The sequence below is a fragment of the Rossellomorea sp. GCM10028870 genome, from assembly GCF_042666755.1.
Classification (GTDB): Bacteria; Bacillota; Bacilli; order Bacillales; family Bacillaceae_B; genus Rossellomorea.
Genome location: NZ_JBHTGN010000001.1, coordinates 152,309 through 175,087 on the forward strand (window position 1 = coordinate 152,309; position 22,779 = coordinate 175,087).

The 22,779-nt window shown below is 41.6% G+C and carries 23 protein-coding genes and 2 other annotated features; all 23 genes read left to right on the top strand.

Features of this window, described 5'->3' with window-relative positions:
- The first annotated feature begins 74 nt into the window (after positions 1-74).
- The 23 genes from ACFQWC_RS00790 to ACFQWC_RS00900 all read left to right on the top strand — a co-directional run bounded on the left by ACFQWC_RS00790 (position 75) and on the right by ACFQWC_RS00900 (position 22,776).
- Positions 75-551 carry a MaoC family dehydratase gene (locus tag ACFQWC_RS00790; RefSeq protein WP_299738979.1) on the top strand — a complete coding sequence of 159 codons (477 nt, stop codon included), beginning with the start codon at positions 75-77 and terminating at the stop codon, positions 549-551.
- Between the two features lie 252 nt (positions 552-803).
- Positions 804-1,523 (top strand): response regulator transcription factor, encoded by a 720-nt coding sequence (locus ACFQWC_RS00795; RefSeq protein ID WP_299738977.1) that lies wholly within the window; start codon positions 804-806, stop codon positions 1,521-1,523.
- The gene (gene pnpS, locus ACFQWC_RS00800; RefSeq protein ID WP_299738975.1) at positions 1,520-3,319 is read left to right on the top strand and encodes a two-component system histidine kinase PnpS; all 1,800 of its coding nucleotides are present in this window, start codon (positions 1,520-1,522) and stop codon (positions 3,317-3,319) included. Before ACFQWC_RS00795 ends, pnpS begins: the two co-directional genes overlap by 4 nt.
- A gap of 360 nt (positions 3,320-3,679) precedes the next feature.
- The gene (gene hflK / locus ACFQWC_RS00805) at positions 3,680-4,642 is read left to right on the top strand and encodes an FtsH protease activity modulator HflK (RefSeq protein WP_299738973.1); all 963 of its coding nucleotides are present in this window, start codon (positions 3,680-3,682) and stop codon (positions 4,640-4,642) included.
- The gene (hflC, locus tag ACFQWC_RS00810) at positions 4,635-5,570 is read left to right on the top strand and encodes a protease modulator HflC (protein ID WP_341356703.1); all 936 of its coding nucleotides are present in this window, start codon (positions 4,635-4,637) and stop codon (positions 5,568-5,570) included. Before hflK ends, hflC begins: the two co-directional genes overlap by 8 nt.
- A 226-nt stretch (positions 5,571-5,796) precedes the next feature.
- Positions 5,797-8,427: a DNA polymerase I gene (gene polA, locus ACFQWC_RS00815; protein ID WP_377105646.1), complete on the top strand. Its 2,631-nt coding sequence runs from the start codon at positions 5,797-5,799 to the stop codon at positions 8,425-8,427.
- Between the two features lie 22 nt (positions 8,428-8,449).
- Positions 8,450-9,274 carry a DNA-formamidopyrimidine glycosylase gene (mutM, locus tag ACFQWC_RS00820; protein ID WP_377105648.1) on the top strand — a complete coding sequence of 275 codons (825 nt, stop codon included), beginning with the start codon at positions 8,450-8,452 and terminating at the stop codon, positions 9,272-9,274.
- A gap of 68 nt (positions 9,275-9,342) precedes the next feature.
- Positions 9,343-9,975, top strand: a complete 633-nt coding sequence (gene ytaF / locus ACFQWC_RS00825; RefSeq protein ID WP_299738965.1) for a sporulation membrane protein YtaF — start codon at positions 9,343-9,345, stop codon at positions 9,973-9,975.
- Positions 9,976-10,001: 26 nt separating this feature from the next.
- Positions 10,002-10,607 (top strand): dephospho-CoA kinase, encoded by a 606-nt coding sequence (gene coaE / locus ACFQWC_RS00830; protein WP_299738964.1) that lies wholly within the window; start codon positions 10,002-10,004, stop codon positions 10,605-10,607.
- A 519-nt stretch (positions 10,608-11,126) separates the two neighbouring features.
- Complete coding sequence (locus tag ACFQWC_RS00835; RefSeq protein ID WP_377105651.1) at positions 11,127-12,155, top strand: glyceraldehyde-3-phosphate dehydrogenase; 1,029 nt, start codon at positions 11,127-11,129, stop codon at positions 12,153-12,155.
- Positions 12,156-12,786: 631 nt separating this feature from the next.
- Positions 12,787-13,167: an adenosylmethionine decarboxylase gene (gene speD / locus ACFQWC_RS00840; RefSeq protein WP_034756998.1), complete on the top strand. Its 381-nt coding sequence runs from the start codon at positions 12,787-12,789 to the stop codon at positions 13,165-13,167.
- Between the two features lie 131 nt (positions 13,168-13,298).
- Positions 13,299-13,679: a cytosolic protein gene (locus ACFQWC_RS00845; RefSeq protein ID WP_299738953.1), complete on the top strand. Its 381-nt coding sequence runs from the start codon at positions 13,299-13,301 to the stop codon at positions 13,677-13,679.
- 82 nt (positions 13,680-13,761) lie between these two features.
- Positions 13,762-14,217: a transcriptional regulator NrdR gene (gene nrdR, locus ACFQWC_RS00850; RefSeq protein ID WP_044340490.1), complete on the top strand. Its 456-nt coding sequence runs from the start codon at positions 13,762-13,764 to the stop codon at positions 14,215-14,217.
- 68 nt (positions 14,218-14,285) lie between these two features.
- Positions 14,286-15,674, top strand: coding sequence for a replication initiation and membrane attachment family protein (locus ACFQWC_RS00855; RefSeq protein ID WP_341356699.1), 1,389 nt, complete (start codon positions 14,286-14,288; stop codon positions 15,672-15,674).
- Positions 15,675-15,686: 12 nt separating this feature from the next.
- Positions 15,687-16,619: a primosomal protein DnaI gene (dnaI, locus tag ACFQWC_RS00860; protein WP_299738949.1), complete on the top strand. Its 933-nt coding sequence runs from the start codon at positions 15,687-15,689 to the stop codon at positions 16,617-16,619.
- Between the two features lies 1 nt (position 16,620).
- Entirely contained in the window at positions 16,621-16,863 is a 243-nt protein-coding gene (locus ACFQWC_RS00865) for a hypothetical protein (RefSeq protein WP_377105655.1), read from the top strand.
- A 196-nt stretch (positions 16,864-17,059) separates the two neighbouring features.
- On the top strand, positions 17,060-17,926 hold the full coding sequence (locus tag ACFQWC_RS00870) for a putative sporulation protein YtxC (protein WP_299738945.1): 867 nt from the start codon (positions 17,060-17,062) through the stop codon (positions 17,924-17,926).
- Between the two features lie 52 nt (positions 17,927-17,978).
- Positions 17,979-18,233 (top strand) — a binding site (T-box leader).
- 58 nt (positions 18,234-18,291) lie between these two features.
- Positions 18,292-20,223, top strand: coding sequence for a threonine--tRNA ligase (gene thrS, locus ACFQWC_RS00875; RefSeq protein ID WP_299738943.1), 1,932 nt, complete (start codon positions 18,292-18,294; stop codon positions 20,221-20,223).
- A 175-nt stretch (positions 20,224-20,398) separates the two neighbouring features.
- Positions 20,399-20,540 (top strand) — a sequence feature (ribosomal protein L20 leader region).
- Positions 20,541-20,632: 92 nt separating this feature from the next.
- A complete protein-coding gene (infC, locus tag ACFQWC_RS00880; RefSeq protein ID WP_044340447.1) occupies positions 20,633-21,136 on the top strand; it encodes a translation initiation factor IF-3 in 504 nt (167 codons plus the stop codon).
- A gap of 23 nt (positions 21,137-21,159) precedes the next feature.
- On the top strand, positions 21,160-21,360 hold the full coding sequence (gene rpmI, locus ACFQWC_RS00885; RefSeq protein ID WP_032087387.1) for a 50S ribosomal protein L35: 201 nt from the start codon (positions 21,160-21,162) through the stop codon (positions 21,358-21,360).
- Positions 21,361-21,387: 27 nt separating this feature from the next.
- Positions 21,388-21,747, top strand: coding sequence for a 50S ribosomal protein L20 (rplT, locus tag ACFQWC_RS00890; protein ID WP_034757014.1), 360 nt, complete (start codon positions 21,388-21,390; stop codon positions 21,745-21,747).
- 85 nt (positions 21,748-21,832) lie between these two features.
- Positions 21,833-22,111 (top strand): DUF1294 domain-containing protein, encoded by a 279-nt coding sequence (locus ACFQWC_RS00895; protein ID WP_299738932.1) that lies wholly within the window; start codon positions 21,833-21,835, stop codon positions 22,109-22,111.
- A 95-nt stretch (positions 22,112-22,206) separates the two neighbouring features.
- Positions 22,207-22,776, top strand: coding sequence for a TVP38/TMEM64 family protein (locus ACFQWC_RS00900; protein WP_299738930.1), 570 nt, complete (start codon positions 22,207-22,209; stop codon positions 22,774-22,776).
- Positions 22,777-22,779: the final 3 nt, after the last annotated feature.

Genomic DNA, 22,779 nt, shown 5'->3' on the forward strand with positions numbered 1-22,779 from the left:
ATCAATAGACAGATAATAAAAACAATTTTTATTATTTAAAATTGTAATCGTTTACATACACGGAGGTGCTTCTTATGTTATTAGGGAAAAAGAGAAAACTGGGAAGAAAAATCGAGGAAATGACGATTGGTGAAAAGCTGACCCTTACAGAAAAAATAGAAGATAACGAACTGCTTCTTTACTTAGGGCTCACAAATGATGCCAATCCATTATACATCCAGCATGATTATGCTTCTCAAACGCCATTCAAAAAGCCGATTGTTCCTTCAATCATGTTAACAGGCATCATCACGTCAGCCGTTTCTAAATATCTACCTGGTCCGGGCTCTCATATAGTAGAGCAAAATATTGAATTCCCTAAGCCGGTCTATCACTATGCCACAGTACAATTTCTATTTGAAGTGACAGAAGTGAATCCGGATAATCATTTAGTAACCATCAATGTATCGGCTACGAATGAAGAGAGTGAGACGGTTATTAACGGGACAATCAAGGTTTGTCCACCTCATCGCTTAGAAAAAATGAATAGTCATGCATTAGAAAACTTCTAAAAACAAGAGGGAGCTATGATATCCATAGCTCCTTTTATTATGCATAAAAATGATAATGAAAGCGGGAATCGTACATCCTATTAAAGAAGAGAACAACGTTTGAGTCACTTAGTAACGCACTGCAAGAAAACTAAAAAGTGTTAAATCTCTTTAAATGATGGTAAGCCCCGAGATTTATATTATAATGGAAGTACAATTACATAATTACGTTGGATGTTGGGGTTAATTTTCTTTTGTATGGAGGCACATTGAATGAGCAAAAAAATCTTGGTAGTCGATGATGAACAATCTATTGCAACACTCTTAAAGTACAATCTTGAACAATCCGGTTATTCCGTTACAACGGCACATGATGGTGAAGAAGGAAGGGATAAAGCGATTGAGCAATCCCCGGACTTAATTATTCTTGACCTCATGCTTCCTTCCATGGATGGAATTGAAGTGTGTAAAGAACTGCGACAAAGGAAGATTAATATCCCCATTCTTATGTTAACGGCTAAGGATGACGAATTTGATAAAGTTCTTGGATTGGAGCTCGGGGCGGACGACTATATGACAAAACCGTTCAGTCCACGTGAAGTGGTTGCTAGGGTCAAGGCGATCCTTAGACGCAGCCAGGCCATTCAGGAAGCGGCAGAACCAGTTGCCCAGGAACCTACGGATTACAAGGAAGTAGGGGAATTAAAGGTGTATCCTGAACAATATGAGGCGTATTTCCAAGGAGAATTACTGGAATTAACACCCAAGGAATTCGAGCTTCTATTATACTTGACGGATAATAAAGGCAGAGTGTTGACGAGAGATCAACTGCTGAGTGCGGTATGGAATTATGATTTCGCAGGAGACACCAGAATAGTCGATGTTCATATCAGTCATCTACGAGAAAAAATAGAATCCAACACGAAAAAGCCAATATATATTAAAACCATCCGTGGTCTTGGATATAAATTGGAGGAGCCTAAAAATCGATGACCAAGTTTAGAACAAAACTTCTTTTTGCTCTAATCACCCTGATCATCGCTGTATTAATAGGGCTTGGTTTGCTTTTAGGTCAAATCTTCAAGAATTTCTATCTGGATACATTTAATTCCCGTATTCAAAAAGAGGCAAGGTTACTGGCTAATTCCATTGAAGAAAACGGGACACCGAAAGAAATCAATCCGGACATGATCAAAGAATTGAGTGACATATTGGATGTCAGGATTACCATTCTAGATAAATCAGGGAGTGTAGTCCATGATACGGAAACCTCGGAATCACTGGTTGGTCCTCAGCAAAAGAGGATCATCAATGAAATCCAGGAGAACTGGGATGTAAAGCAAAAGCATAGAAAACTTGTGACTTCGGGTGTGGAGTACAGGTATTACTGGTACCCGCTTAAGGGGGAGAATGACCAATTAAATGGACTGCTTATCATGAGTACCGAAGTAGAAGCCTTCGAGAAAGGGATACAGCAAATTTGGTTTGTGCTATCCGTTTCCCTGGGTCTTGCGTTAATTCTCATTATCATTTTGGGTTCGAGAATTACGGTGAGGTATACAAAGCCCATTGAATCGGCAACGAATGTGGCAATGGAGCTCGCCAAGGGGAATTATCGGGCAAGGACATACGAAGACCGCCTGGATGAAACGACTATGTTAAGTACCTCCATTAACATTCTCGCGCGTAATCTTCAGGAAATGGTGAATTCCCAGGAAATGCAGCAGGACCGCTTAACAACGCTGATTGAAAATATGGGGAGTGCCCTTCTATTAATTGATCATCGCGGGTTTGTTGTACTGACGAACAGGACCTTCAGGGATTTCTTTAATCTGGAAGAAAGCCAGCTGAAAAAAGTAAGATACCATGAGGTCATTCACTATCAGGAAGTGAATAAGCTTGTGGAAGAAATCTTCATGACAGAGGAACGGTTAAGAAAGCAGATCCTTCTTCCTCATAAAATAGAAAGAAAGCATTATGAAGTATATGGAGCTCCGATCATCGGTCATAACGATGAGTGGAAAGGGATTGTCGTGGTATTCCATGACATCACGGAGCTCAAAAAGCTCGAGCAAATGAGAAAAGACTTTGTCGCGAATGTTTCCCATGAGTTGAAAACACCGATCACCTCTATTAAAGGTTTCTCGGAAACGTTATTGGATGGGGCGATGAATGATCCTGAAACGTTAAAATCTTTCCTGGATATCATTCTGATGGAAAGCGACCGTCTGCAATCTCTTATACAAGACTTGCTGGAATTATCCAAGATTGAAAAACAGGGGTTCGAGCTCTCCCTTCAAGAGGTTGAGGTTGCTGCTTTAATTGAAGACGTGATGCCTATTCTGAATGAAAAAGCGAAATCAAAAGACATCTCTCTTCAAACTTCCTTTGATTCAAGGGGGCTTGCAGAAGTAGACTCCTATCGATTAAAGCAAGTTTTTATTAATTTGATCAGCAACGCCATTGTTTACACTCCAAAGGGCGGAGATGTCTTGATTTCAGTGATGGAAGATAAAGAAAAGGTTCATGTGAGCATCAAGGATAATGGCATGGGAATCAGTAAAGAAGAACTTCCACGCATTTTTGAACGATTTTACCGGGTGGACAAAGCAAGAAGCCGTAATTCTGGCGGAACGGGCTTAGGTTTAGCCATTGTGAAGCATATAATCGAAGCCCATGAAGGAAATATTGAAGTGGACAGTGAAGTGAATGAAGGCACGACGTTCACAGTCTCCTTATACAAACAGTCTTCAAGCTATACGTTGGGTGAAGGGACGAGCAAATCTTAGTAAGTTTACAATTATTTTACATTGCATTTACAATAGATTTAAGTCCTGTTAATAAAAGGGTGTTACGATACTAAGTGAAACCCCTTCATCCAAGGTGTTAAGAAAAGGCGAGAACTAACCCCGTTCTCGTCTTTTCGCTTTTCATTTTGAAAGCGTTGCCTTTAAATGAATGTCGGTGTGGGTCGAAACTATACGTACCGGCTTTATCCATCCCCTTTTTCCTCAAGTTAATTTTTCATTAAAAAGTATACTGCCTCTATTTGTCATATTCTCTTAATATTCTTGAAACCTTTTTGTAGTAAGTCCGTATATCTTAGTAAGCGCTTAATAAGATATAGAGATAGAAAAGGGAGGGTGCATATGACTTTAAAACGAATTTACATGGTAACAGGGATGGTTGTGGCAGCGGTTATTTTGATTGTTGTGCTATTGACTTCCTGGTATACCGTTGATGAATCGGAACAAGCTCTTGTGTTGACATTTGGGGAAGCCGGTGAGCCGGTTGTGGAGCCTGGCCTGCATTTCAAGATGCCATGGCCAATGCAATCCGTAGAAGTCCTATCGAAAGAAACCTTCAGTCTTCAATTCGGGTATGAAGAAAAGGATGGGAAGATAAAGGATTTCCCAAAAGAAACGAAGATGATCACAGGAGATGAATATATCGTTCTCGCCGATCTCGTGGTTCAATGGAAAATCACGGATCCTGAAAGTTACTTATTTAACTCTGACAACCCGAAGGAAATTCTTTATGATGCCACTTCATCTTCACTAAGAAGCATTATAGGAAGCTCCTTGATAGATGATGCGTTAACGTCGGGAAAAGCTGAAATCGAGGCAGACGTGAGGGATTTATTAACCACCCTTATAGATGATTATGATATTGGTATTTCCATACTCGCTGTCAAATTACAGGACGTAGAGCTACCGAATGCAGAGGTTCGATCAGCTTTTACAGCCGTAACGGATGCGAGGGAAACGATGAATACGAAAATCAACGAAGCAAAGAAATACCGGAACCAACGATCAAATGAAGCACAAGGTGAAAAAGATGCGATCATGTCCAGGGCAAAAGGGGATAAGATTGCACGTGTGGAGCAGGCACGTGGAGATGTAGCCGTTTTCGATAAGCTCTACAATGAATATAAATCGAATCCTGAGATCACAAGAAAACGTCTTGTGTTGGAAACCCTGGAAAATGTTCTGCCAAATGCGGAAATCTACATCATGAAGGATAGTGGAGAAACGTTGAAATACTTCCCTATCCGTCAACTGGAAAATCAAAACGCCCCGGTTAAACAGGAAGGAAGTGATGAGAATGAGTGATCAAAACGTCTTTGACATCAATCGCAAAAAAAGGGAACCGATTGAGTGGAAACGGTATACAAAGCTAGGGATCTTCCTTGTCATTCTCCTTGCTGTCCTCCTTCTCCTATTTACAAATCTCTTTATTGTCAAAGAAGGGGAATATAAAGTCGTCCGTCAATTTGGGGAAGTTGTAAGAATAGACAAAGAACCTGGCTTGAAATATAAGATTCCGTTCATTCAGTCTGTCACAACCCTACCTAAGCATCAAATGACGTATGATGTAACGGAAGCCGAAATCAATACGAAAGACAAAAAGCGGATGCTCATCGACAACTATGCCGTCTGGCGAATCGAAGATCCTCTTAAAATGATCAAGAATGCAAGAACGGTGATCAATGCGGAGACGAAAATGGAAGAGTTCATCTACTCTGTCGTCAGGTCAGAGCTTGGTCAGCTGGAGTATGATGAAATCATCAATGATGAAAAGTCTTCACGTGGAAGCTTAAACGATCGAGTGACTGCCAAGGTGAATGAGCTGCTTGACAGGGATGGATATGGGATTGTCGTTCAGGACGTTCGCATGAAGCGTACGGATTTACCGGAAGCAAATGAAAACTCTGTTTATACGCGCATGATTTCAGAGCGTGAATCAAAGGCTCAGGAATACCTTTCCATGGGGGATGCGGAGAAACAAAGAATCACGGCTGAAACAGATCGTGAGGTGAAGGAGCTGCTGGCAAAAGCGGGGGCGGACGCCAATGTCATCAGGGCAGAAGGAGAATCCGAAGCGGCACAAATTTACAACAAGTCGTTCTCGAAGGATCCCGACTTCTACGACCTCTATAAAACACTGGAAACATATAAGAAAACAGTGGATGATAAAACGGTCATTATTTTACCATCCGACTCCCCTTATGCAAGGCTGTTGATGGGATATACGGAATAAATGAAGAAGCTCTTGAAGATGGGTAAGTATCCAATCTTCAAGAGTTTTTTTATGTAAGCTGGCTTCTGAAAGATAGCTGATATGCTAAGCTCTGTTTTGGTGGCACGCAGTTCTGAGATGAAAGCTGCAATCTCCTTCCCTATTATAAGTGCCCCATTTTTCCTTTCATTCCCCAACATGATAGAATATACGTATAGAAACAGAAGCCTTTACAGGAGGTACTTACATGTCCAAAAAATTAGTATTGATCGATGGCAATAGCATTGCTTACCGTGCATTCTTTGCACTGCCTTTATTGAATAACGACAAGGGTGTACATACAAACGCAGTGTATGGTTTTACCACCATGCTGCAAAAAATATTGGAAGACGAAAAACCATCGCATATTTTAGTCGCGTTTGATGCAGGAAAAACGACTTTCAGACATAAGACATTCAAGGAATACAAAGGTGGCAGACAAAAAACCCCACCAGAATTGTCCGAGCAGTTCCCATATATCCGTGAACTATTGGATGCTTACGGAATTAAGCGCTATGAAAAAGAAAACTATGAAGCGGATGACATTATCGGAACACTCTCTCTACAAGCGGAATCTGACGGATTTGAGGTAAAAGTGTATTCCGGGGATAAGGACTTAACACAGTTAAGCTCGAAGACTACGACGGTTTGTATTACGAGAAAAGGCATAACGGATATCGAAGTGTATACTCCCGAGCACATTAAAGAAAAGTGGGAAATCACACCTGATCGCATCATCGATATGAAAGGCCTTATGGGGGATAGCTCAGATAATATTCCCGGTGTGCCGGGTGTAGGTGAGAAAACAGCGATCAAACTGCTAAAAGAATTTGATTCCCTTGAAAAGCTGCTTGACTCCGTTGACCAGGTGAGTGGGAAAAAATTAAAAGAAAAGCTCGAAGAAAATAAAGAACAAGCGATCATGAGTAAAGAGCTGGCGACCATCCTCAGAGAAGCTCCAATCGAGATCCGAGTAGAAGAATTGAATTATGATGGTATGGATGAAGGAAAACTAAAGGAAGTATACCGGGATCTCGGATTCAACTCATTACTTGAGAAGATGGGTGAGTCCACCCAGGAGGAGCCCCAGGAGCTGGATGATATCTCCTTTGAAATAGTTGAAACCATCACAGAAGAACATCTTACAAACGAAAGTTCATTATACATTGAAATGCTTGAGGAGAATTATCACCTCGGAGAAATAATCGGGATGAGTCTGCACAATGAGAAAGGCACGATTTTCTTTACGCTTGAGACCGCATTGAATTCTGAAGCCTTTAAGGATTGGGCAGAAAACGAAAGCGCAGCGAAATATGTTTACAACTCGAAGGAAACCGTCGTTGCTTTAAAAAGACAAGGAATTGACATGAAAGGGATTGAGTTCGATCTCCTGTTAGCGTCTTATATTATTAATCCTTCTGAATCGAGTGAAGACTTTGCTTCTATTTCAAAAGGACACGGTCAGCCTTCTATCGAATCGGATGAAGCGGTTTATGGAAAAGGTGCCAAGCAGAAAATTCCTTCTACTGAAATTCTATCAGAGCATCTTGCACGAAAAGCATTCATTCTTCATGAGTTAATGAACACATGCATGGAAGAGTTGAAAGAAAATGATCTCTATGAATTATTCACCGAGTTAGAATTACCCCTTGCCCTTATTTTAGCCGAAATGGAATTCACGGGTGTGAAGGTGGATCAGGAGCGTTTGCTCACCATGAAGGATGAGCTAGCTCACCGTTTGGAAGAATTAGAAAAGAATATCCATGAACAAGCTGGCGAAAGCTTTAACATAAATTCTCCCAAGCAGCTTGGGGTGATTCTTTTTGAAAAATTGGGTTTACCAGTCGTCAAGAAAACGAAAACCGGTTATTCCACTTCTGCGGATGTATTGGAAAAACTGCAGTCCAAACATGAAATCATTGATCATATCCTTCATTACCGTCAGTTAGGGAAGTTACAATCCACTTATTTAGAGGGGTTATTGAAGGTCGTCCATAAAGATTCCAGTAAGATTCATACACGGTTTAATCAGGCCCTTACACAAACTGGCCGACTAAGCTCGACAGACCCTAACCTGCAAAACATTCCGATCAGACTTGAGGAAGGAAGAAAAATTCGTCAGGCGTTCATTCCATCTGAAGAGGGCTGGGTCATGTTCGCTGCGGACTATTCTCAAATTGAACTGCGTGTACTGGCTCATATTGCCAAGGATGAAAAATTAGTGGAAGCCTTCAGGAATGATATGGACATTCATACGAAAACAGCGATGGACGTCTTTGGGGTGGCAAAGGAAGAGGTCACATCCAATATGAGAAGGCATGCGAAAGCCGTTAACTTCGGAATCGTTTACGGAATCAGTGACTACGGTCTTTCTCAAAGCCTGGATATTACACGAAAAGAAGCAGGGGAATTCATTAAGAAATATTTAGAAAGCTTCCCCGGGGTAAAAGAGTATATGGATGACATCGTTCAGGATGCAAAGCAGAAGGGGTATGTGACGACCCTGCTGAATCGACGACGCTACCTTCCTGAAATCACGAGCCGTAATTTCAACTTAAGAAGTTTCGCTGAACGTACAGCGATGAACACGCCGATTCAAGGAAGTGCAGCCGATATCATCAAGAAGGCGATGATTGATATGGCAGCGCGATTAAAAGAAGAAAATCTTCAATCGCGATTATTGTTACAGGTGCATGATGAATTGATCTTTGAAGCACCTGAAGAAGAAATTGAAGTATTGAAGAAGATTGTTCCTGAAGTGATGGAGAATGCAATGGAGCTTGAGGTTCCATTAAAGGTCGATTACTCATACGGACAGACTTGGTACGACGCGAAATAGAGTTTGAGAAGGAGGTGGCATAGTGCCGGAGCTGCCTGAAGTAGAAACGGTCAGAAGGACGTTAGAGCTTCTTGTTATTGGGAAGAGAATCAAAGACGTCTCGGTTTTTTGGCCAAAGATGATTAAAAACCCCGACGAGCCCGATGAGTTTGTTCATAGCTTGAAGGGGCAGGAAATTCTTGAAATGAGAAGAAGAGGGAAATTCCTGATCTTTTACTTAAACGACGTGGCCCTTGTTTCTCACTTGAGAATGGAGGGAAAGTATAACGTATCCGATAGCCGGGACCCGATTGAAAAGCATACCCACGTGATCTTTCATTTTACGGATAACACAGAACTCAGATACCGTGATGTCCGGAAGTTCGGGACGATGCACCTTTTCAAGAAAGGGGAGGAGTTGCTTCACCTTCCCCTCCTGCAGTTGGGACCGGAGCCATTCCAATCCGAGTTTACAACAGACTACTTAACAGAGAAGCTGCGCAAGACAGATAGAATCGTGAAAGCTACATTATTAGATCAAACGGTCCTCGTGGGACTGGGGAACATCTATGTAGATGAAGCGTTATTCCGTGCGGGTATACATCCTGACAGGAAATCAAAATCCCTTTCAACGGAAGAAATTGAACGTTTGCATAAAGAAATTATTCATACGCTAACCGAAGCCGTTGAAATGGGTGGAAGTACGATTCGATCCTACGTGAATTCCCAGGGTCAAATGGGGATGTTCCAACAGAACCTCTACGTGTATAGCCGGAAAGAAGAGCCGTGCCGTCAATGTGGGACTCCCATTGAGAAGAAGGTTTCTGCAGGGAGAGGGACTCACTATTGTCCTGATTGCCAACGGTAGAAAGAACATTTAACATCTGATAAGCCCTTACCATATAGTATTGTAATGATTTTTGGGAGGGCTATTAGATGAGTGAAACAATCTCCTTATTACTGCTGGCGTTTGCTGTAAGTCTTGATAGTTTTAGCACCGGTTTAACCTACGGATTACGAAAAGTGAAAATCCCTACAAAATCAATCAGCATCATATCCATTTGTTCGGCAAGCTCTTTATTGTTAGCCATGTTGCTCGGTCAAACCATCGGATCCATCATCACACCGGTTTGGGCTGGCAGAATTGGCGGGCTGATTCTAGTTGTAATAGGAGCGGCCGTATTGTACCAGTTCTTTAGACCGGAAAAAGAAACGGTATTATCCCAGGAAAAGACGCTGATTAACTTTGAGATCAAATCCATAGGCCTGGTGGTTCAAATTTTAAGAAGGCCGTTAACGGCAGACTTTGATAGATCGGGTACGATTACGGGAATCGAGGCATTCATGCTTGGGATCGCCCTGTCACTCGATGCATTCGGTGCCGGAATCGGTGCCGCGTTATTAAATTTCTCGCCATTATTACTTACTTTGGCAATCCTGTTGATGAGCTTTACGTTCTTATTCTCAGGATTGAAGATGGGAGAGTTCTTCTCTCATTTACGGTGGATTCATCGAGTATCATTTCTTCCGGGAGTTCTCTTGATCCTTATAGGGATCCTCCGGTTTTAGTGGCTGAGCTAGAAAGGAATACGATAATGGGAACCATTATAGGATTAACAGGTGGTATTGCAAGTGGTAAAAGTACAGTTTCAACTATGTTAAATGAAAAAGGATATACGATAATAGACGCCGACCTTGCCGCCCGTATGGTGGTTGAGGTTGATCAGCCTGCTTATCTTGCGATTGTGGAAGAATTCGGTGAACACATACTGCACGATCACGATTCAACCATCAATCGGGAAAAACTCGGTCAAATCATCTTTAACTCTGAAGAAAAACGAAAAAAGCTGAATGGAATCGTTCATCCTGCCGTCAGAAGCATGATGCTCGCACATAAAGATGAAGCCATTGCAGCTGGTAAACACACGATTTTCATGGATATCCCTCTTTTATTCGAAAGTGATTTGACGTGGATGGTTGATCGCACAGTCGTGGTATACGTGGACCAAGAAACCCAACTATCCCGCCTGATGGAGCGGAACAACTTTAACCGTGAAGACGCATCATCCCGCATCGCTTCCCAATTCCCCTTAAAGGATAAAGCAAGCCTTGCCGACGCAGTCATCGACAACAACGGATCTCTACATGAGACCAAAGAACAGCTTGATGCACTCTTAGTGGAGTGGAATCTAAAACCATAGAATGGCAAATGAGCCGACAAGAAACCTCTTGTCGGCTTTTTATTATGGCTCACTATAATTAGTAGTTATGCTGATAAATATTGATTTTTGGTTTGTATTTGTAAATAGGAGAAATTCTAATCGTAACTATAGAGGCTTTAAGGTGTTTGTCTTTCAAATGTATAGGCACTAAACATATATCAGCACAGAGTGGATTGTAGCGGTAGGCACTTTACTCCTGCGGGAAATAGAGGAAAGGTCGAGACCCCGCAGGCGCAGCCAAGGAGGCTCGACTTCCTCCCCGCGGAAAGAAAGTGCCTGGAGCGGAAAGGAACGATCAATGTTAAAATCAAAATCTATTTCATTGAAAAAATGTATGAATCCAATCCATAAAAATATACATTCAATAAGCTGATTTGTCAGAATAATAAAACATTAAAAATCCGCAAAATACTTATTAACTAATTCTCTAAATATGTTATACTATTTTTAGCAAATAAACATATAAGTATAACATTAATATAGAGGGGAGCCGGATTTATGAAGGCGAAAATTGCAATCAATGGTTTTGGACGTATTGGGAGAATGGTTTTCAGAAAAGCAATATTAGAGGAAAACTTAGAGGTTGTAGCCATTAACGCAAGCTACCCAGCTGAAACGCTAGCCCATTTAATAAAGTATGACACAAATCATGGAACATTCCAGGCAGATGTAGTGACAGAAGATGATGCACTCATCGTCAACGGGAAACGTGTCCTACTATTAAGCAATCGTGATCCTAAAGCATTACCTTGGAACGAATTGGATATTGATATTGTCATTGAAGCAACAGGAAAATTCAATTCAAAAGACAAAGCGAGCCTGCATTTAGAAGCGGGAGCCAAAAAAGTCATCCTGACGGCCCCAGGTAAAAATGAAGACGTTACCATTGTGATGGGTGTAAATGAAAGCGCATTAAATATTGAAGAACACAGCGTGATTTCAAATGCATCTTGTACAACGAACTGCTTAGCACCAGTTGCGAAGGTATTAGATGAGCAATTTGGTATTGAAAACGGACTTATGACGACAGTCCATGCTTACACAAATGACCAAAAAAATATTGATAATCCCCATAAAGATTTGAGAAGAGCGAGAGCGTGCGGCCAGTCGATCATCCCGACAACGACTGGTGCAGCAAAAGCATTATCATTGGTTCTGCCTCAATTAAACGGCAAGCTTCACGGAATGGCATTACGTGTCCCTACACCAAATGTTTCACTAGTGGACCTGGTTGTAGATGTGAAAAGAGACGTAACAGTAGAAGAAATCAACGAAGCATTTATTACAGCATCTCTTGGTTCTTTACATGGAGTGCTGCAATACACAACAGAACCTTTGGTTTCGATCGACTTTAATACAAATCCTCATTCAGCGATCATCGACGGATTATCCACGATGGTAATGGGAGATCGAAAAGTGAAAGTACTTGCCTGGTACGATAACGAGTGGGGCTATTCATGCCGCGTCGTCGATCTGGCTAAATTCGTAGCAACAAAAATGAACGCAAAACAAGAAGTCAACGTTTGAAAGAATCAACATAAACAATAAGCATCATCCTTAGAACGTACCTTTCCAGGTGCGTTTTTTTTCTTTTATTTCGCTTTTTAAGAATGATGGTATAGAACACTTTATTTAATGGGGATGTATTAAATATTTTAGGAACAAATTCTGCAAAGGAGCTTTTTTATGTTTATCTATCAAAAAGTATAATTAGAAAAAGTGTAGCATCCCAGAGTGGATTGTAGCGGAAGGCACTTGACTCCTGCGGGAATAGCGGGACAGGTGAGACCCCGCAGGCGAAGCCGAGGAGGCTCACCGCCCGCCCCGCGGAAAGCAAGTGCCTGGAGCGAAAAGGAACGGTCAACATTTAGAACATAATCCAAAACTCACTTTACTATTTTGGGTGATAACCCGCATAATCTCGTTGCAATCAACCGATCGTCCACCCATATAAAAAAGTTTATAAAAATTTATTGCAAAACAGTTTTAAACAAAGTATACTATTTTTCGTGAACTTCTTATTAGCAAATGAATACTGATTTAACTACTTAAAGGGTTAGGACCTCTTCGGACTAACTTTCCCCCGTGGTAGTTAAGATTTTGCCAAAGGACACGTTCATTTTGACGAAAAAAATTATGTCAAAGGGGGAAACACTCAATGGAAACAATGGGTCGTCATGTAATCTCGGAATTATGGGGTTGCGATTTTGAAAAATTAAACGATGTAGTAGGAATTGAAAAAACATTCGTCGATGCTGCACTTAAATCAGGTGCAGAGGTTCGTGAGGTAGCTTTCCATAAATTTGCTCCTCAAGGTGTGAGTGGAGTTGTGATCATTTCAGAATCACATCTGACTATTCACAGTTTTCCTGAACATGGTTATGCCAGTATAGATGTATATACTTGCGGTGATTTAGATCCTAACATCGCTGCTGAATATATTGCAGATGCTCTTGGTGCTGACACGCGTGAAACAATCGAATTGCCACGTGGTATGGGTCCGGTACAAGTGAAGAAGTCTCAGGCACAAGCCCTTTAATTGAAAATAACTCAGAAGAGATGCGTATTGGATGCATCTCTTTTTTTGTGCTTTTGTAAAGGAATTGATTTTGAATTTTCATTCGTGCGGTTTTCGTGTAAAATAAGGGTAAATAAAGGGAGGAACTTTATATGAGCGGAATACGTACCCTGTTTAAACGATTTCAATCAGAATGTGAGACATCTGATAAGCACGAAGATAAAGACCTGCAATCACGATATTATAAATCCATGCATCAAGGTGCATTTAATGCAGTACTAGAGTTATTCTCATCCTCTGAATATGAGGTGATTTCCCAGTCTAAGGACAGAGGGGAAATCACGGTTCGTAAAAATGGGACTCCCCAACTGTTCATCGTCGCAACAGTCATCACCGTAAGGCCTTTTGAAACGGCAGTCGATTTCAAGGTGAGTGCAGACAAAGGGAAGGTCTTTGGTACATATACGGTGTTAAAAGCGCAGATCAGCCATTATTATCAGAAGCTTGATAGTGAATTGACAAAAGTGAAATAACGGTAAATCCCATAGAAGCTTGTGTACAGCGCAGCTTTTTTATATGATGAAAGTAAGAGTATGTAATAACGGAGCTGATATTATGAAATGCCCGTCTTGCCAGCATAATGGTACCCGAGTGGTGGACTCCCGGCCTGCTGATGAAGGACGTTCGATCAGGAGAAGAAGAGAATGTGAAGAATGCACTTTTCGCTTCACGACCTTCGAGAAGGTAGAAGAGCTTCCTTTAATTGTGGTGAAAAAAGAAGGGGTAAGAGAAGAGTTTAGTCGAGAGAAGATTTTGAGAGGGTTGATCAAGGCTTGTGAGAAGCGCCCGGTACCTCTTGAGAGATTAGAAAAGATCTCAACGGATATTGAAAAGGAACTCCGAAATCAAGGTGCTTCTGAGGTAGAATCCGTTAAGATCGGTGAGATGGTCATGGATCAACTTGCCAAGGTAGATGAAGTTGCATACGTACGCTTTGCATCTGTTTATCGACAGTTTAAGGATATTAATGTATTTATAGACGAACTGAAAGAATTAATAAAAAAAGAGTAGAAGAATGAGCTGAAGATGTAATTCTTTAGCTCTTTTCTCTTTATTTCTTTGAAAGGTAGAATCCAACTATGATGAAGAAGCATTGGAATGAAATACAGCCAATCGATCCCTACACGGTAGGGACAAATGGGATGCTTCAGGAATATGACCGGAAAATCATTACATTTCTGTACCAGCCTTTAATTGGTTCAGTGTGCTACAGTCTTTATATGAGTTTATGGGGAGAAGTCGAAGAAAATCGGCTCTGGTCGACTGATTCCACCCATTATCACCTTATGAACATACTGTCCGTGAATCTTCAGGACGTCTACGAAGCGCGGATGAAGCTTGAGGGAATCGGCTTGTTAAAGGCATATGAAAAAAGGGACAACGGGGACCGCAGCTTTCTCTATGAACTGCAGCCTCCTCTTTCCCCTCAGGAATTCTTTCATGATGGTATGTTGAATGTGTATCTTTACCGGAAAATCGGCAGAACTCATTACTTGCGTTTGAAGAAGTTTTTCACTGACGAATCGGTTGATAAACAGCAGTACTCGAATATCACTCGATCCTTTCAGGATGTTTTTACATCGGAGCAAATTAATTTTCTTCACCATGATGCAAATGTGGATTCGGAAACCAAGTCTGGTGAACAATATATGAACTATGGAAGGAATGAAGGGATTCCATTAGACGACATCGATTTTGATTTTCAGTTATTGCTGGCGGGATTATCCGAATCCATGGTTCCGCGAAAAGCCTTTACAGCGACTGTGAAGGAAACGGTACTGAAGCTGAGCTATTTATACGGCATCGATCCTATTCAAATGAAAAATATCGTCTTAAGTTCCCTGGATGCTGATGATACCATCGATATAGAATTATTGCGTAAAACTGCACGGGATTGGTATGGGCTACAAACAGGGGATCAATTGCCCGATTTGACTACCAGAATCGAGACCAAGAAACCTGAACCAGCGTATAAACCCCTCTCCAAAGAAGAGGAGCTGATTGAATACCTTGAAAACACGTCTCCAAAAGACGTACTATCTGATATTTCGAATGGCGGTGCCCCTTCTAAGTCTGATCTGCAGGCCGTAGAAGAAGTGCTCATGTCACAGAAGCTGCCGCTTGGTGTTATGAACGTTCTTATACAATATGTCCTATTAAAAACAGATATGAAGCTGACAAAGGGATATATGGAAAAAATCGCATCTCATTGGTCGAGGAAAAAGGTTACGACTGCAAGCGAAGCAATGGATTTAGCCAAGAAGGAACACAAGCAGTATTTGGAGTGGGCTGAAGGGAAAAAGGAAAATAAAACGAATAGGCGAAGAAAGCCGATTCGGACAGAAAAACTCCCGGAATGGTTCCAAGAAGGAGAAGTGGAGAAAGAAAACGATTCCTCTCAGGAAGAATACGATTTCGAGGCAGAGAAGAAAAAACTCGAAGAAGAGCTTAAAAATTTTCGGAAGTAGGTGAACATAGCGGTGGAAAGAATAAACAACACCCTGAAAAGGTTGGCGGCTTCTGGTTCGTTTCAACAAAGATATGAGCAAATGAAAAAAGAGATTCTTGAAAACAATGATGTGAAGGATTTTATTCGCAGGAATGAAGACCGTGTTACAGGGGAAATGGTGAATGAGAGCCTTATGAAGTTATATGAATACATTTCTCAAAGTAAGGAATGCCGTTATTGCCCTTCTTTACAGGAGTGCAAGAATATGATGGAGGGGTATGATCCCCACTTAGTGATCAGGGGCAACACAATCGACATTGATTATCATCGCTGCCCTCGAAAAGTCATCCACGATGAAAGGACGAGCGCCCAGCGTCTAATCAAAAGCCTGTATGTACCGAAGGATATTTTACAAGCATCTTTCTCAACCCTTGACCTTGATTCGAAAAGCCGTCTGGAAGCAGTGCGGCTTGCAAAGAATTTCGTGGAGACCTATACAGAGGGCACGAAAATGAAAGGACTCTATTTTTACGGGAAGTTCGGGGTCGGCAAGTCCTATTTGTTAGGGGCCATGGCCAATGAACTCGCCGAGAAAAAAATCGGTTCTCTTATCGTGTATGTTCCTGAGTTCTTCAGGGAGATCAAACAATCACTCGGTGATAATACGGTGAATGAAAAGCTTGAGATGGTAAAATCAGCCCCGATACTCATGCTCGATGACATCGGCGCAGAAACGATGTCTAGCTGGGGGAGAGATGAGATCCTGGGGACGATCCTCCAGTACAGAATGCTTGAGAACCTGCCTACATTCTTCACCTCCAACTTCAACTTCAGCGAGCTGACTCATCATTTGACATACAGCCAAAGAGGAGAAGAAGAAAAGCTGAAGGCGGCAAGGATCATGGAGCGGATTAAATATCTATCCCAACCTGTGTTGATCGATGGAAGGAATAGAAGAGAATAGATTGAAAGAGAGGAAATTACATGCGATGCGATTTCCTCTCTTTTTTATGTGTGTAAATTTAGGTGTAGACATTGGACATTTTGATGTGATTTTTTTACAATTATTGCAAAACGGCTGGATTATGGAGGTTTTCGGCTGGATTATCGAGAGAAACGGCTGGATTATGAGAGAAACGGCTGGATTATCGAGAGAAACGGCCGGATTTCCGAAAGAAACGGCTGGATTTCCGAGAGAAACGTCCTGATTTCCGAGAGAAACGTCCGGATTATCGAAAGAAACGGCCGGATTCACTCATCGTGCACGGAAGCGAACGCATGTTCATGGTGTCCATAACTACATAGTGAAGAAAAGAGTCAATTAAATTCACTCATCAACTTCTAATTTATACAAGCCTCCCATATATATAAATCAGGGAATTGGGTTTAAGGAGGCGAGAAAGTTTGATTGAATTTATTTTTAAGCAAAAAAGTGATGCGGTAAAGCTTCAAGAATACCTCAATAAAGAGTTCATCCAATCATGGTTTCATGAAACGCTCTTTCAACATACAACTCACTATAATCTGACGATAGAGGTTTCCCCCTTCTTCAAGGAAAGAGAAAAGCTATTCAATGGGGTTTCACACTTTGTCTTAAATGATAAATGCATGGACTGGTCCGAATCAGCCCTGAAAGAAAATTATTTCTATGAAGATGTTGATGAAATCAATCAAATATTAGAAGTCGTATCAGAGATGAGGATGGGTGAACGACCTGAATTGATGGAGCTGATTGGTGAATGGGACGAGGTCAAATACGTCCATGACAGCCTGGAGCTATTGTTGGAAGGAAAGACTCCCATATCATTCGACTCCTTTAGCAAGTTCAGGCTGAAGAACCTTCAGGAGAGACTCCTCCTCATGGTGGATCTTGCTATAGATGAATATAAGATGGAGCAGGAATATCAAATGTTTGTTCATATGCTGCGGGAGTATCTAGCATCAAGGGAGCAGAAAATGCGCACGATCCATCTGTACTCGACGGGTTACGGCTATCGTTTCTTTGATGAAGACATGAAAGAGCTGACACGCCAGGAACTGACAAAGGCGATTGATAAACGATTATTGACGAATCATCCCTTATATGTTGATTCGTACACCATTGCTCCGTTATTATCCATTGCCCCGGAAAAGATACTCGTCTATGGAAATGGTGACCATCAATTGATCAGGACGCTTCAGAACATTTTCGAAGAACGGATCGATCTCCTGCCGTTGAGTTATTTTCCTGACACGCTTCTGTATCCTTCGTGGGATATCGCGAATGAATAGGCTTGCTTTTCAAAACATAACCGATTATAATACCTACATAATAAGTCAATAAATAAAGGTTATGATGAGGACAAGAATATTCCTATTCCATTCACAGAGAGGGAAGTCTCCCGGCTGCAAGCTTCCTAATTCGGTAGTGATATTTACCACCTCGGAACTTCAATTATGAACTGAATCTTGACGGATTCACAGTAATGATTGACGGCTAAATGTCGTTATTCGTTTTCAATGAAGTCATTGTCTGTATTTTGGGCACAATGAGAAGTTGGGTGGAACCACGAGTTTACTTATTAACCTCGTCCCTTCAAACGTGAAGGGGCGGGGTTTTTTATGTTTTATAGAGATTATTTAAGGAGTGAAATTACATGTCAGAAGTAGTGAAAATTCAGTTCCCTGATGGAAATGTAAAGGAGTTTCCTAAAGGGACGACAACAGAAGAGATTGCTGCGTCCATCAGTCCCGGACTGAAAAAGAAGGCGCTCGCTGGTAAAATAAATAATGTATTAATCGACTTGCGTACAGGGATCCAAGAGGATGGGGCGATAGAAATCGTTACACCTCCAGGAGAAGATGCTCTGGAAATTCTTCGTCACAGTACAGCTCATTTAATGGCTCAGGCGATTAAACGTTTATACCCTGAGACAAAGCTCGGAATCGGACCGGTCATCGAAGGCGGGTTTTATTATGATATTGATTCCGAGCACACGTTTACACCAGAGGACCTGCCATTGATCGAGAAAGAAATGAAGAAGATCACTGGTGAAAACTTAGAGGTGGTTCGTAAAGAAGTCAGTCGCGACGAAGCTCAGAAAATGTATGAAGAAATCGGTGACGAGTATAAGCTTGAATTACTTGAAGCGATTCCAGAGGGCGAGCAAGTCTCGATTTACGAGCAAGGTGAATTCTTCGATCTATGTCGTGGGATCCACATTCCGTCCACTAATAAAATTAAAGAGTTTAAGCTGTTGAGCATCGCCGGGGCATACTGGCGCGGGAACAGCGATAACAAAATGCTTCAACGAATTTACGGTACTGCCTTTTTCAAGAAAGAAGACCTGGAAGAGCATCTGCGTCTTTTAGAAGAAGCGAAAGAGCGTGATCACCGTAAAATCGGAAAAGAATTAAACCTATTCATGAACTCACAAAAAGTGGGACAAGGTCTGCCGATGTGGCTGCCTAAAGGTGCAACGATCCGTCGCATCATCGAGCGCTATATCGTGGATAAAGAAGAGCGCTTAGGCTATGATCACGTGTACACTCCTGTCATGGGAAGTGTTGAACTTTATAAAACAAGCGGTCACTGGGATCACTATCAGGAAAACATGTTCCCGGTTATGGAAATGGATAACGAAGACCTTGTTCTCCGTCCAATGAACTGCCCTCATCATATGATGATTTACAAAAACGGCATTCACAGCTATCGTGAGCTTCCGATCCGTATCGCCGAGCTTGGTCTGATGCACCGTTACGAATTATCAGGAGCACTATCAGGACTTCAACGTGTACGTGGAATGACTCTGAACGATGCTCATATCTTTGTCCGTCCCGATCAAATCAAGGAAGAATTCAAGCGTGTCGTACGCCTGGTTCAGGAAGTGTACAAAGACTTTGATCTGAAGGACTATTCCTTCCGCCTGTCTTATCGTGACCCTGAGGATACTGAGAAGTACTTCGATGATGATGAGATGTGGAACCGTGCACAAGGGATGATCAAGGAAGCCATGGATGAACTCGACGTTGAGTACTTTGAAGCTGAAGGGGAAGCGGCATTCTACGGCCCTAAACTGGACGTTCAAGTGAAAACAGCCCTTGGTAAGGAAGAAACTCTATCAACGGTTCAACTGGATTTCCTGCTTCCGGAGCGCTTTGACTTAACATATGTAGGGGAAGACGGGAAGCAGCACCGTCCGGTAGTCATTCACCGTGGTGTCGTATCCACAATGGAACGCTTCGTGGCATTCCTGATTGAAGAATACAAAGGAGCATTCCCGACATGGCTCGCTCCAACGCAGGTTCAGGTAATCCCGGTTTCTCCGGATGTTCACTTTGACTATGCGAAAGAAGTGAAAGAAAAGCTTCAAGCTGAAGGATTACGTGTCGAGATTGACGATCGTAATGAAAAGATCGGCTACAAAATCCGTGAAGCACAGATGAGTAAAGTCCCTTACATGCTTGTAGTGGGAGACAATGAAATCAAGGAAACGGCTGTCAACGTCCGTAAATACGGAGAGCAGAAATCAGAAACAATCTCCCTTGAAGAGTTTATCGGAGACATCACAAAAGAAGCAAAACGATAAAATGAGGAAGAGGGACGGACCTTGCATCAAGGTCCGTCCCTCCCATATAAAATTCAAAAAAACTGTTGCACTCTCCTTAGATGTCTGATATTATGAAATACGTTGTGATATTAAATGATTATTTGACAGCGGTTTTGTCATGTGATATAGTATCTAAGGTGAATTGAATACAGTTTGGTACAAGTAGAGGCTACCCGCTTCTCACCTGAATAACGCTTTCTAAAGTTGTTTCCAGGTATGTGATTGACTATTAAAGCCATTTATATATGCTTAATAATCAGGTGCGGGTGTTTCGACACTCGCATCTTTTTTTGTTTGCTTCAAGCATGCAGAAAAAGGTCCGAGTGCGTCGACCAAAGCCGTGTATTCTTTTAATAAACCTTGGAGGTGGCTAATTATTAGCAAAGACATGATCTTAAACGAAACGATTCGTGCCCGTGAAGTACGTCTTATCGATCAAAACGGTGAGCAACTTGGGATTAAAACCAAGAATGAAGCTCTTGAAATTGCTGAACGTGTAAATCTTGATCTTGTTCTTGTTGCTCCAAATGCAAAACCACCCGTTGCTCGTATCATGGACTACGGTAAGTTTAAGTTTGAACAACAGAAGAAAGAAAAAGAAGCACGTAAGAATCAGAAGATCATCAATCTTAAAGAGGTTCGTTTAAGCCCGACGATTGATGAGCATGATTTCAACACTAAGCTTCGTAACGCTCGTAAGTTCCTTGAAAAAGGAGACAAAGTTAAAGCGTCAATCCGATTTAAAGGTCGTGCGATTACGCACAAAGAAATTGGTCAACGTGTTCTGGATCGCTTCAGTGATGAGTGTAAAGATGTAGCAACCGTTGAATCAAAACCGAAAATGGATGGTCGCAGTATGTTCTTGGTGCTTGCACCAGTTAACGAAAAATAAAGGACCCGAGGAGGAAAAGCATCATGCCAAAAATGAAAACTCACCGCGGCTCAGCTAAGCGTTTCAAGAAAACAGGTTCTGGTAAACTTAAACGTTCACACGCTTACACAAGCCACTTATTCGCAAACAAATCTACTAAAGCAAAGCGTAAGCTACGTAAAGCGGCTGTTGTCTCTAAAGGAGATTTCAAACGCATTCGTCATATGCTTGACAACCTAAAATAAGAGTAATAGAAACAGGAGGGAATTATTATGCCACGCGTAAAAGGCGGAACAGTAACACGCAGACGTCGTAAAAAAGTTCTTAAATTAGCCAAAGGTTATTTCGGTTCAAAACACACTTTATATAAAGTAGCAAATCAACAAGTCATGAAATCATACATGTATGCTTATCGTGACCGTCGCCAAAAGAAACGTGACTTCCGTAAACTATGGATCACACGTATCAATGCGGCTGCACGTATGAACGGTCTTTCTTACAGCCGTTTAATGCACGGATTAAAGCTTGCTGGTATCGAAGTAAACCGCAAAATGCTTGCTGAGCTTGCGATTTCTGACGAAAAAGCATTCAACCAATTAGCTGACGCTGCTAAAGCTCAACTAAACAAATAATAAACTGCTAAGTTAGCAGACAAAAAGGACTGGCCCCTGGCCGGTCCTTTCTTATATAAATCTCATTGGAAAGCAGGTAGAAATCATGGGTACATTAACAGGTATCTTATATCTATATGCCATTGTCATCAATATCATCGGTTTTATCATCATGGGCAGAGATAAAAGAAAAGCTCAGCGAAATGAATACCGCATAAAAGAGAATACATTGTGGCAGGTCGCGATTCTGGGAGGCAGCATCGGCGCCTATATGGGAATGAAGGTATACAGACATAAAACGAAACATAAAGTATTCGCTTTCGGGTTTCCGCTGCTCGTCATGCTTCATAGTCTGCTTTTTATCTGGCTGAATACTAAATTGTAGATAGAAAAATTTTCATTCTTTAACCCGTCTTCATTACATACTATATAGAGAGTGTCTATAACAGCTTAGAAAAGCAGAAGGAGGTCACCTTAGCCATGGACGAACGGTTAGTTGCTGCATTCGCCCTCATGGAAGCTAGTGGATATATGGCTCCTGTTCTGTTTATCTTGTTTCATATCCTGAGGCAATTTTTGTTTATCCCGGTAGCCCTTGTATGTATGGCGGGAGGAGTGCTATTCGGAAGCATATTCGGCACTCTGTATTCATTAATCGGATTGACGCTCTTATCCATTACTTTTTACTTTGTTATAAAGAGCTTTACATCTTTCTATGAAAAGCTTCTGAGACTGAAGGAAAAATGGTTTGGAAGGAATGCTACTCTCACAACCGGTCAAATTGCTATACTGCGGTTAATTCCTTTTGTCCATTATCAGTTGTTGAACCTTTGTTTACTTGAACGCAAGAAAAAGCTTAAACCTTTCATCCGGGCCTCTGTTATTTCCAATATTCCCCTGGCGTTTTTTTACACGGTTTTCGGTCAATACATCAAACAATTTTCCCCTCCTATTCTCGTTATGATTTTCCTGGCACTCATCGTCCTATTTTATCTTCTAAGAGAAAAAGTAAGAGTGATTGAATGGAGAGAGTTCTTTCCGGGTAAATAAAAA

What these genes read in the sequence shown, in the direction of transcription:
- hflK (WP_299738973.1), top strand. Translation starts at nt 3,680, where the DNA reads ATGACTTTAAAACGAATTTACATGGTAACAGGGATGGTTGTGGCAGCG.
- rpmI (WP_032087387.1), top strand. Translation starts at nt 21,160, where the DNA reads ATGCCAAAAATGAAAACTCACCGCGGCTCAGCTAAGCGTTTCAAGAAA.
- ACFQWC_RS00900 (WP_299738930.1), top strand. Translation starts at nt 22,207, where the DNA reads ATGGACGAACGGTTAGTTGCTGCATTCGCCCTCATGGAAGCTAGTGGA.
- infC (WP_044340447.1), top strand. Translation starts at nt 20,633, where the DNA reads ATGATCTTAAACGAAACGATTCGTGCCCGTGAAGTACGTCTTATCGAT.
- ACFQWC_RS00845 (WP_299738953.1), top strand. Translation starts at nt 13,299, where the DNA reads ATGAGCGGAATACGTACCCTGTTTAAACGATTTCAATCAGAATGTGAG.
- pnpS (WP_299738975.1), top strand. Translation starts at nt 1,520, where the DNA reads ATGACCAAGTTTAGAACAAAACTTCTTTTTGCTCTAATCACCCTGATC.
- ACFQWC_RS00790 (WP_299738979.1), top strand. Translation starts at nt 75, where the DNA reads ATGTTATTAGGGAAAAAGAGAAAACTGGGAAGAAAAATCGAGGAAATG.
- polA (WP_377105646.1), top strand. Translation starts at nt 5,797, where the DNA reads ATGTCCAAAAAATTAGTATTGATCGATGGCAATAGCATTGCTTACCGT.
- ACFQWC_RS00895 (WP_299738932.1), top strand. Translation starts at nt 21,833, where the DNA reads ATGGGTACATTAACAGGTATCTTATATCTATATGCCATTGTCATCAAT.
- ytaF (WP_299738965.1), top strand. Translation starts at nt 9,343, where the DNA reads ATGAGTGAAACAATCTCCTTATTACTGCTGGCGTTTGCTGTAAGTCTT.
- ACFQWC_RS00795 (WP_299738977.1), top strand. Translation starts at nt 804, where the DNA reads ATGAGCAAAAAAATCTTGGTAGTCGATGATGAACAATCTATTGCAACA.
- thrS (WP_299738943.1), top strand. Translation starts at nt 18,292, where the DNA reads ATGTCAGAAGTAGTGAAAATTCAGTTCCCTGATGGAAATGTAAAGGAG.
- rplT (WP_034757014.1), top strand. Translation starts at nt 21,388, where the DNA reads ATGCCACGCGTAAAAGGCGGAACAGTAACACGCAGACGTCGTAAAAAA.
- hflC (WP_341356703.1), top strand. Translation starts at nt 4,635, where the DNA reads ATGAGTGATCAAAACGTCTTTGACATCAATCGCAAAAAAAGGGAACCG.
- ACFQWC_RS00855 (WP_341356699.1), top strand. Translation starts at nt 14,286, where the DNA reads ATGATGAAGAAGCATTGGAATGAAATACAGCCAATCGATCCCTACACG.
- speD (WP_034756998.1), top strand. Translation starts at nt 12,787, where the DNA reads ATGGAAACAATGGGTCGTCATGTAATCTCGGAATTATGGGGTTGCGAT.
- ACFQWC_RS00835 (WP_377105651.1), top strand. Translation starts at nt 11,127, where the DNA reads ATGAAGGCGAAAATTGCAATCAATGGTTTTGGACGTATTGGGAGAATG.
- nrdR (WP_044340490.1), top strand. Translation starts at nt 13,762, where the DNA reads ATGAAATGCCCGTCTTGCCAGCATAATGGTACCCGAGTGGTGGACTCC.
- coaE (WP_299738964.1), top strand. Translation starts at nt 10,002, where the DNA reads ATGGGAACCATTATAGGATTAACAGGTGGTATTGCAAGTGGTAAAAGT.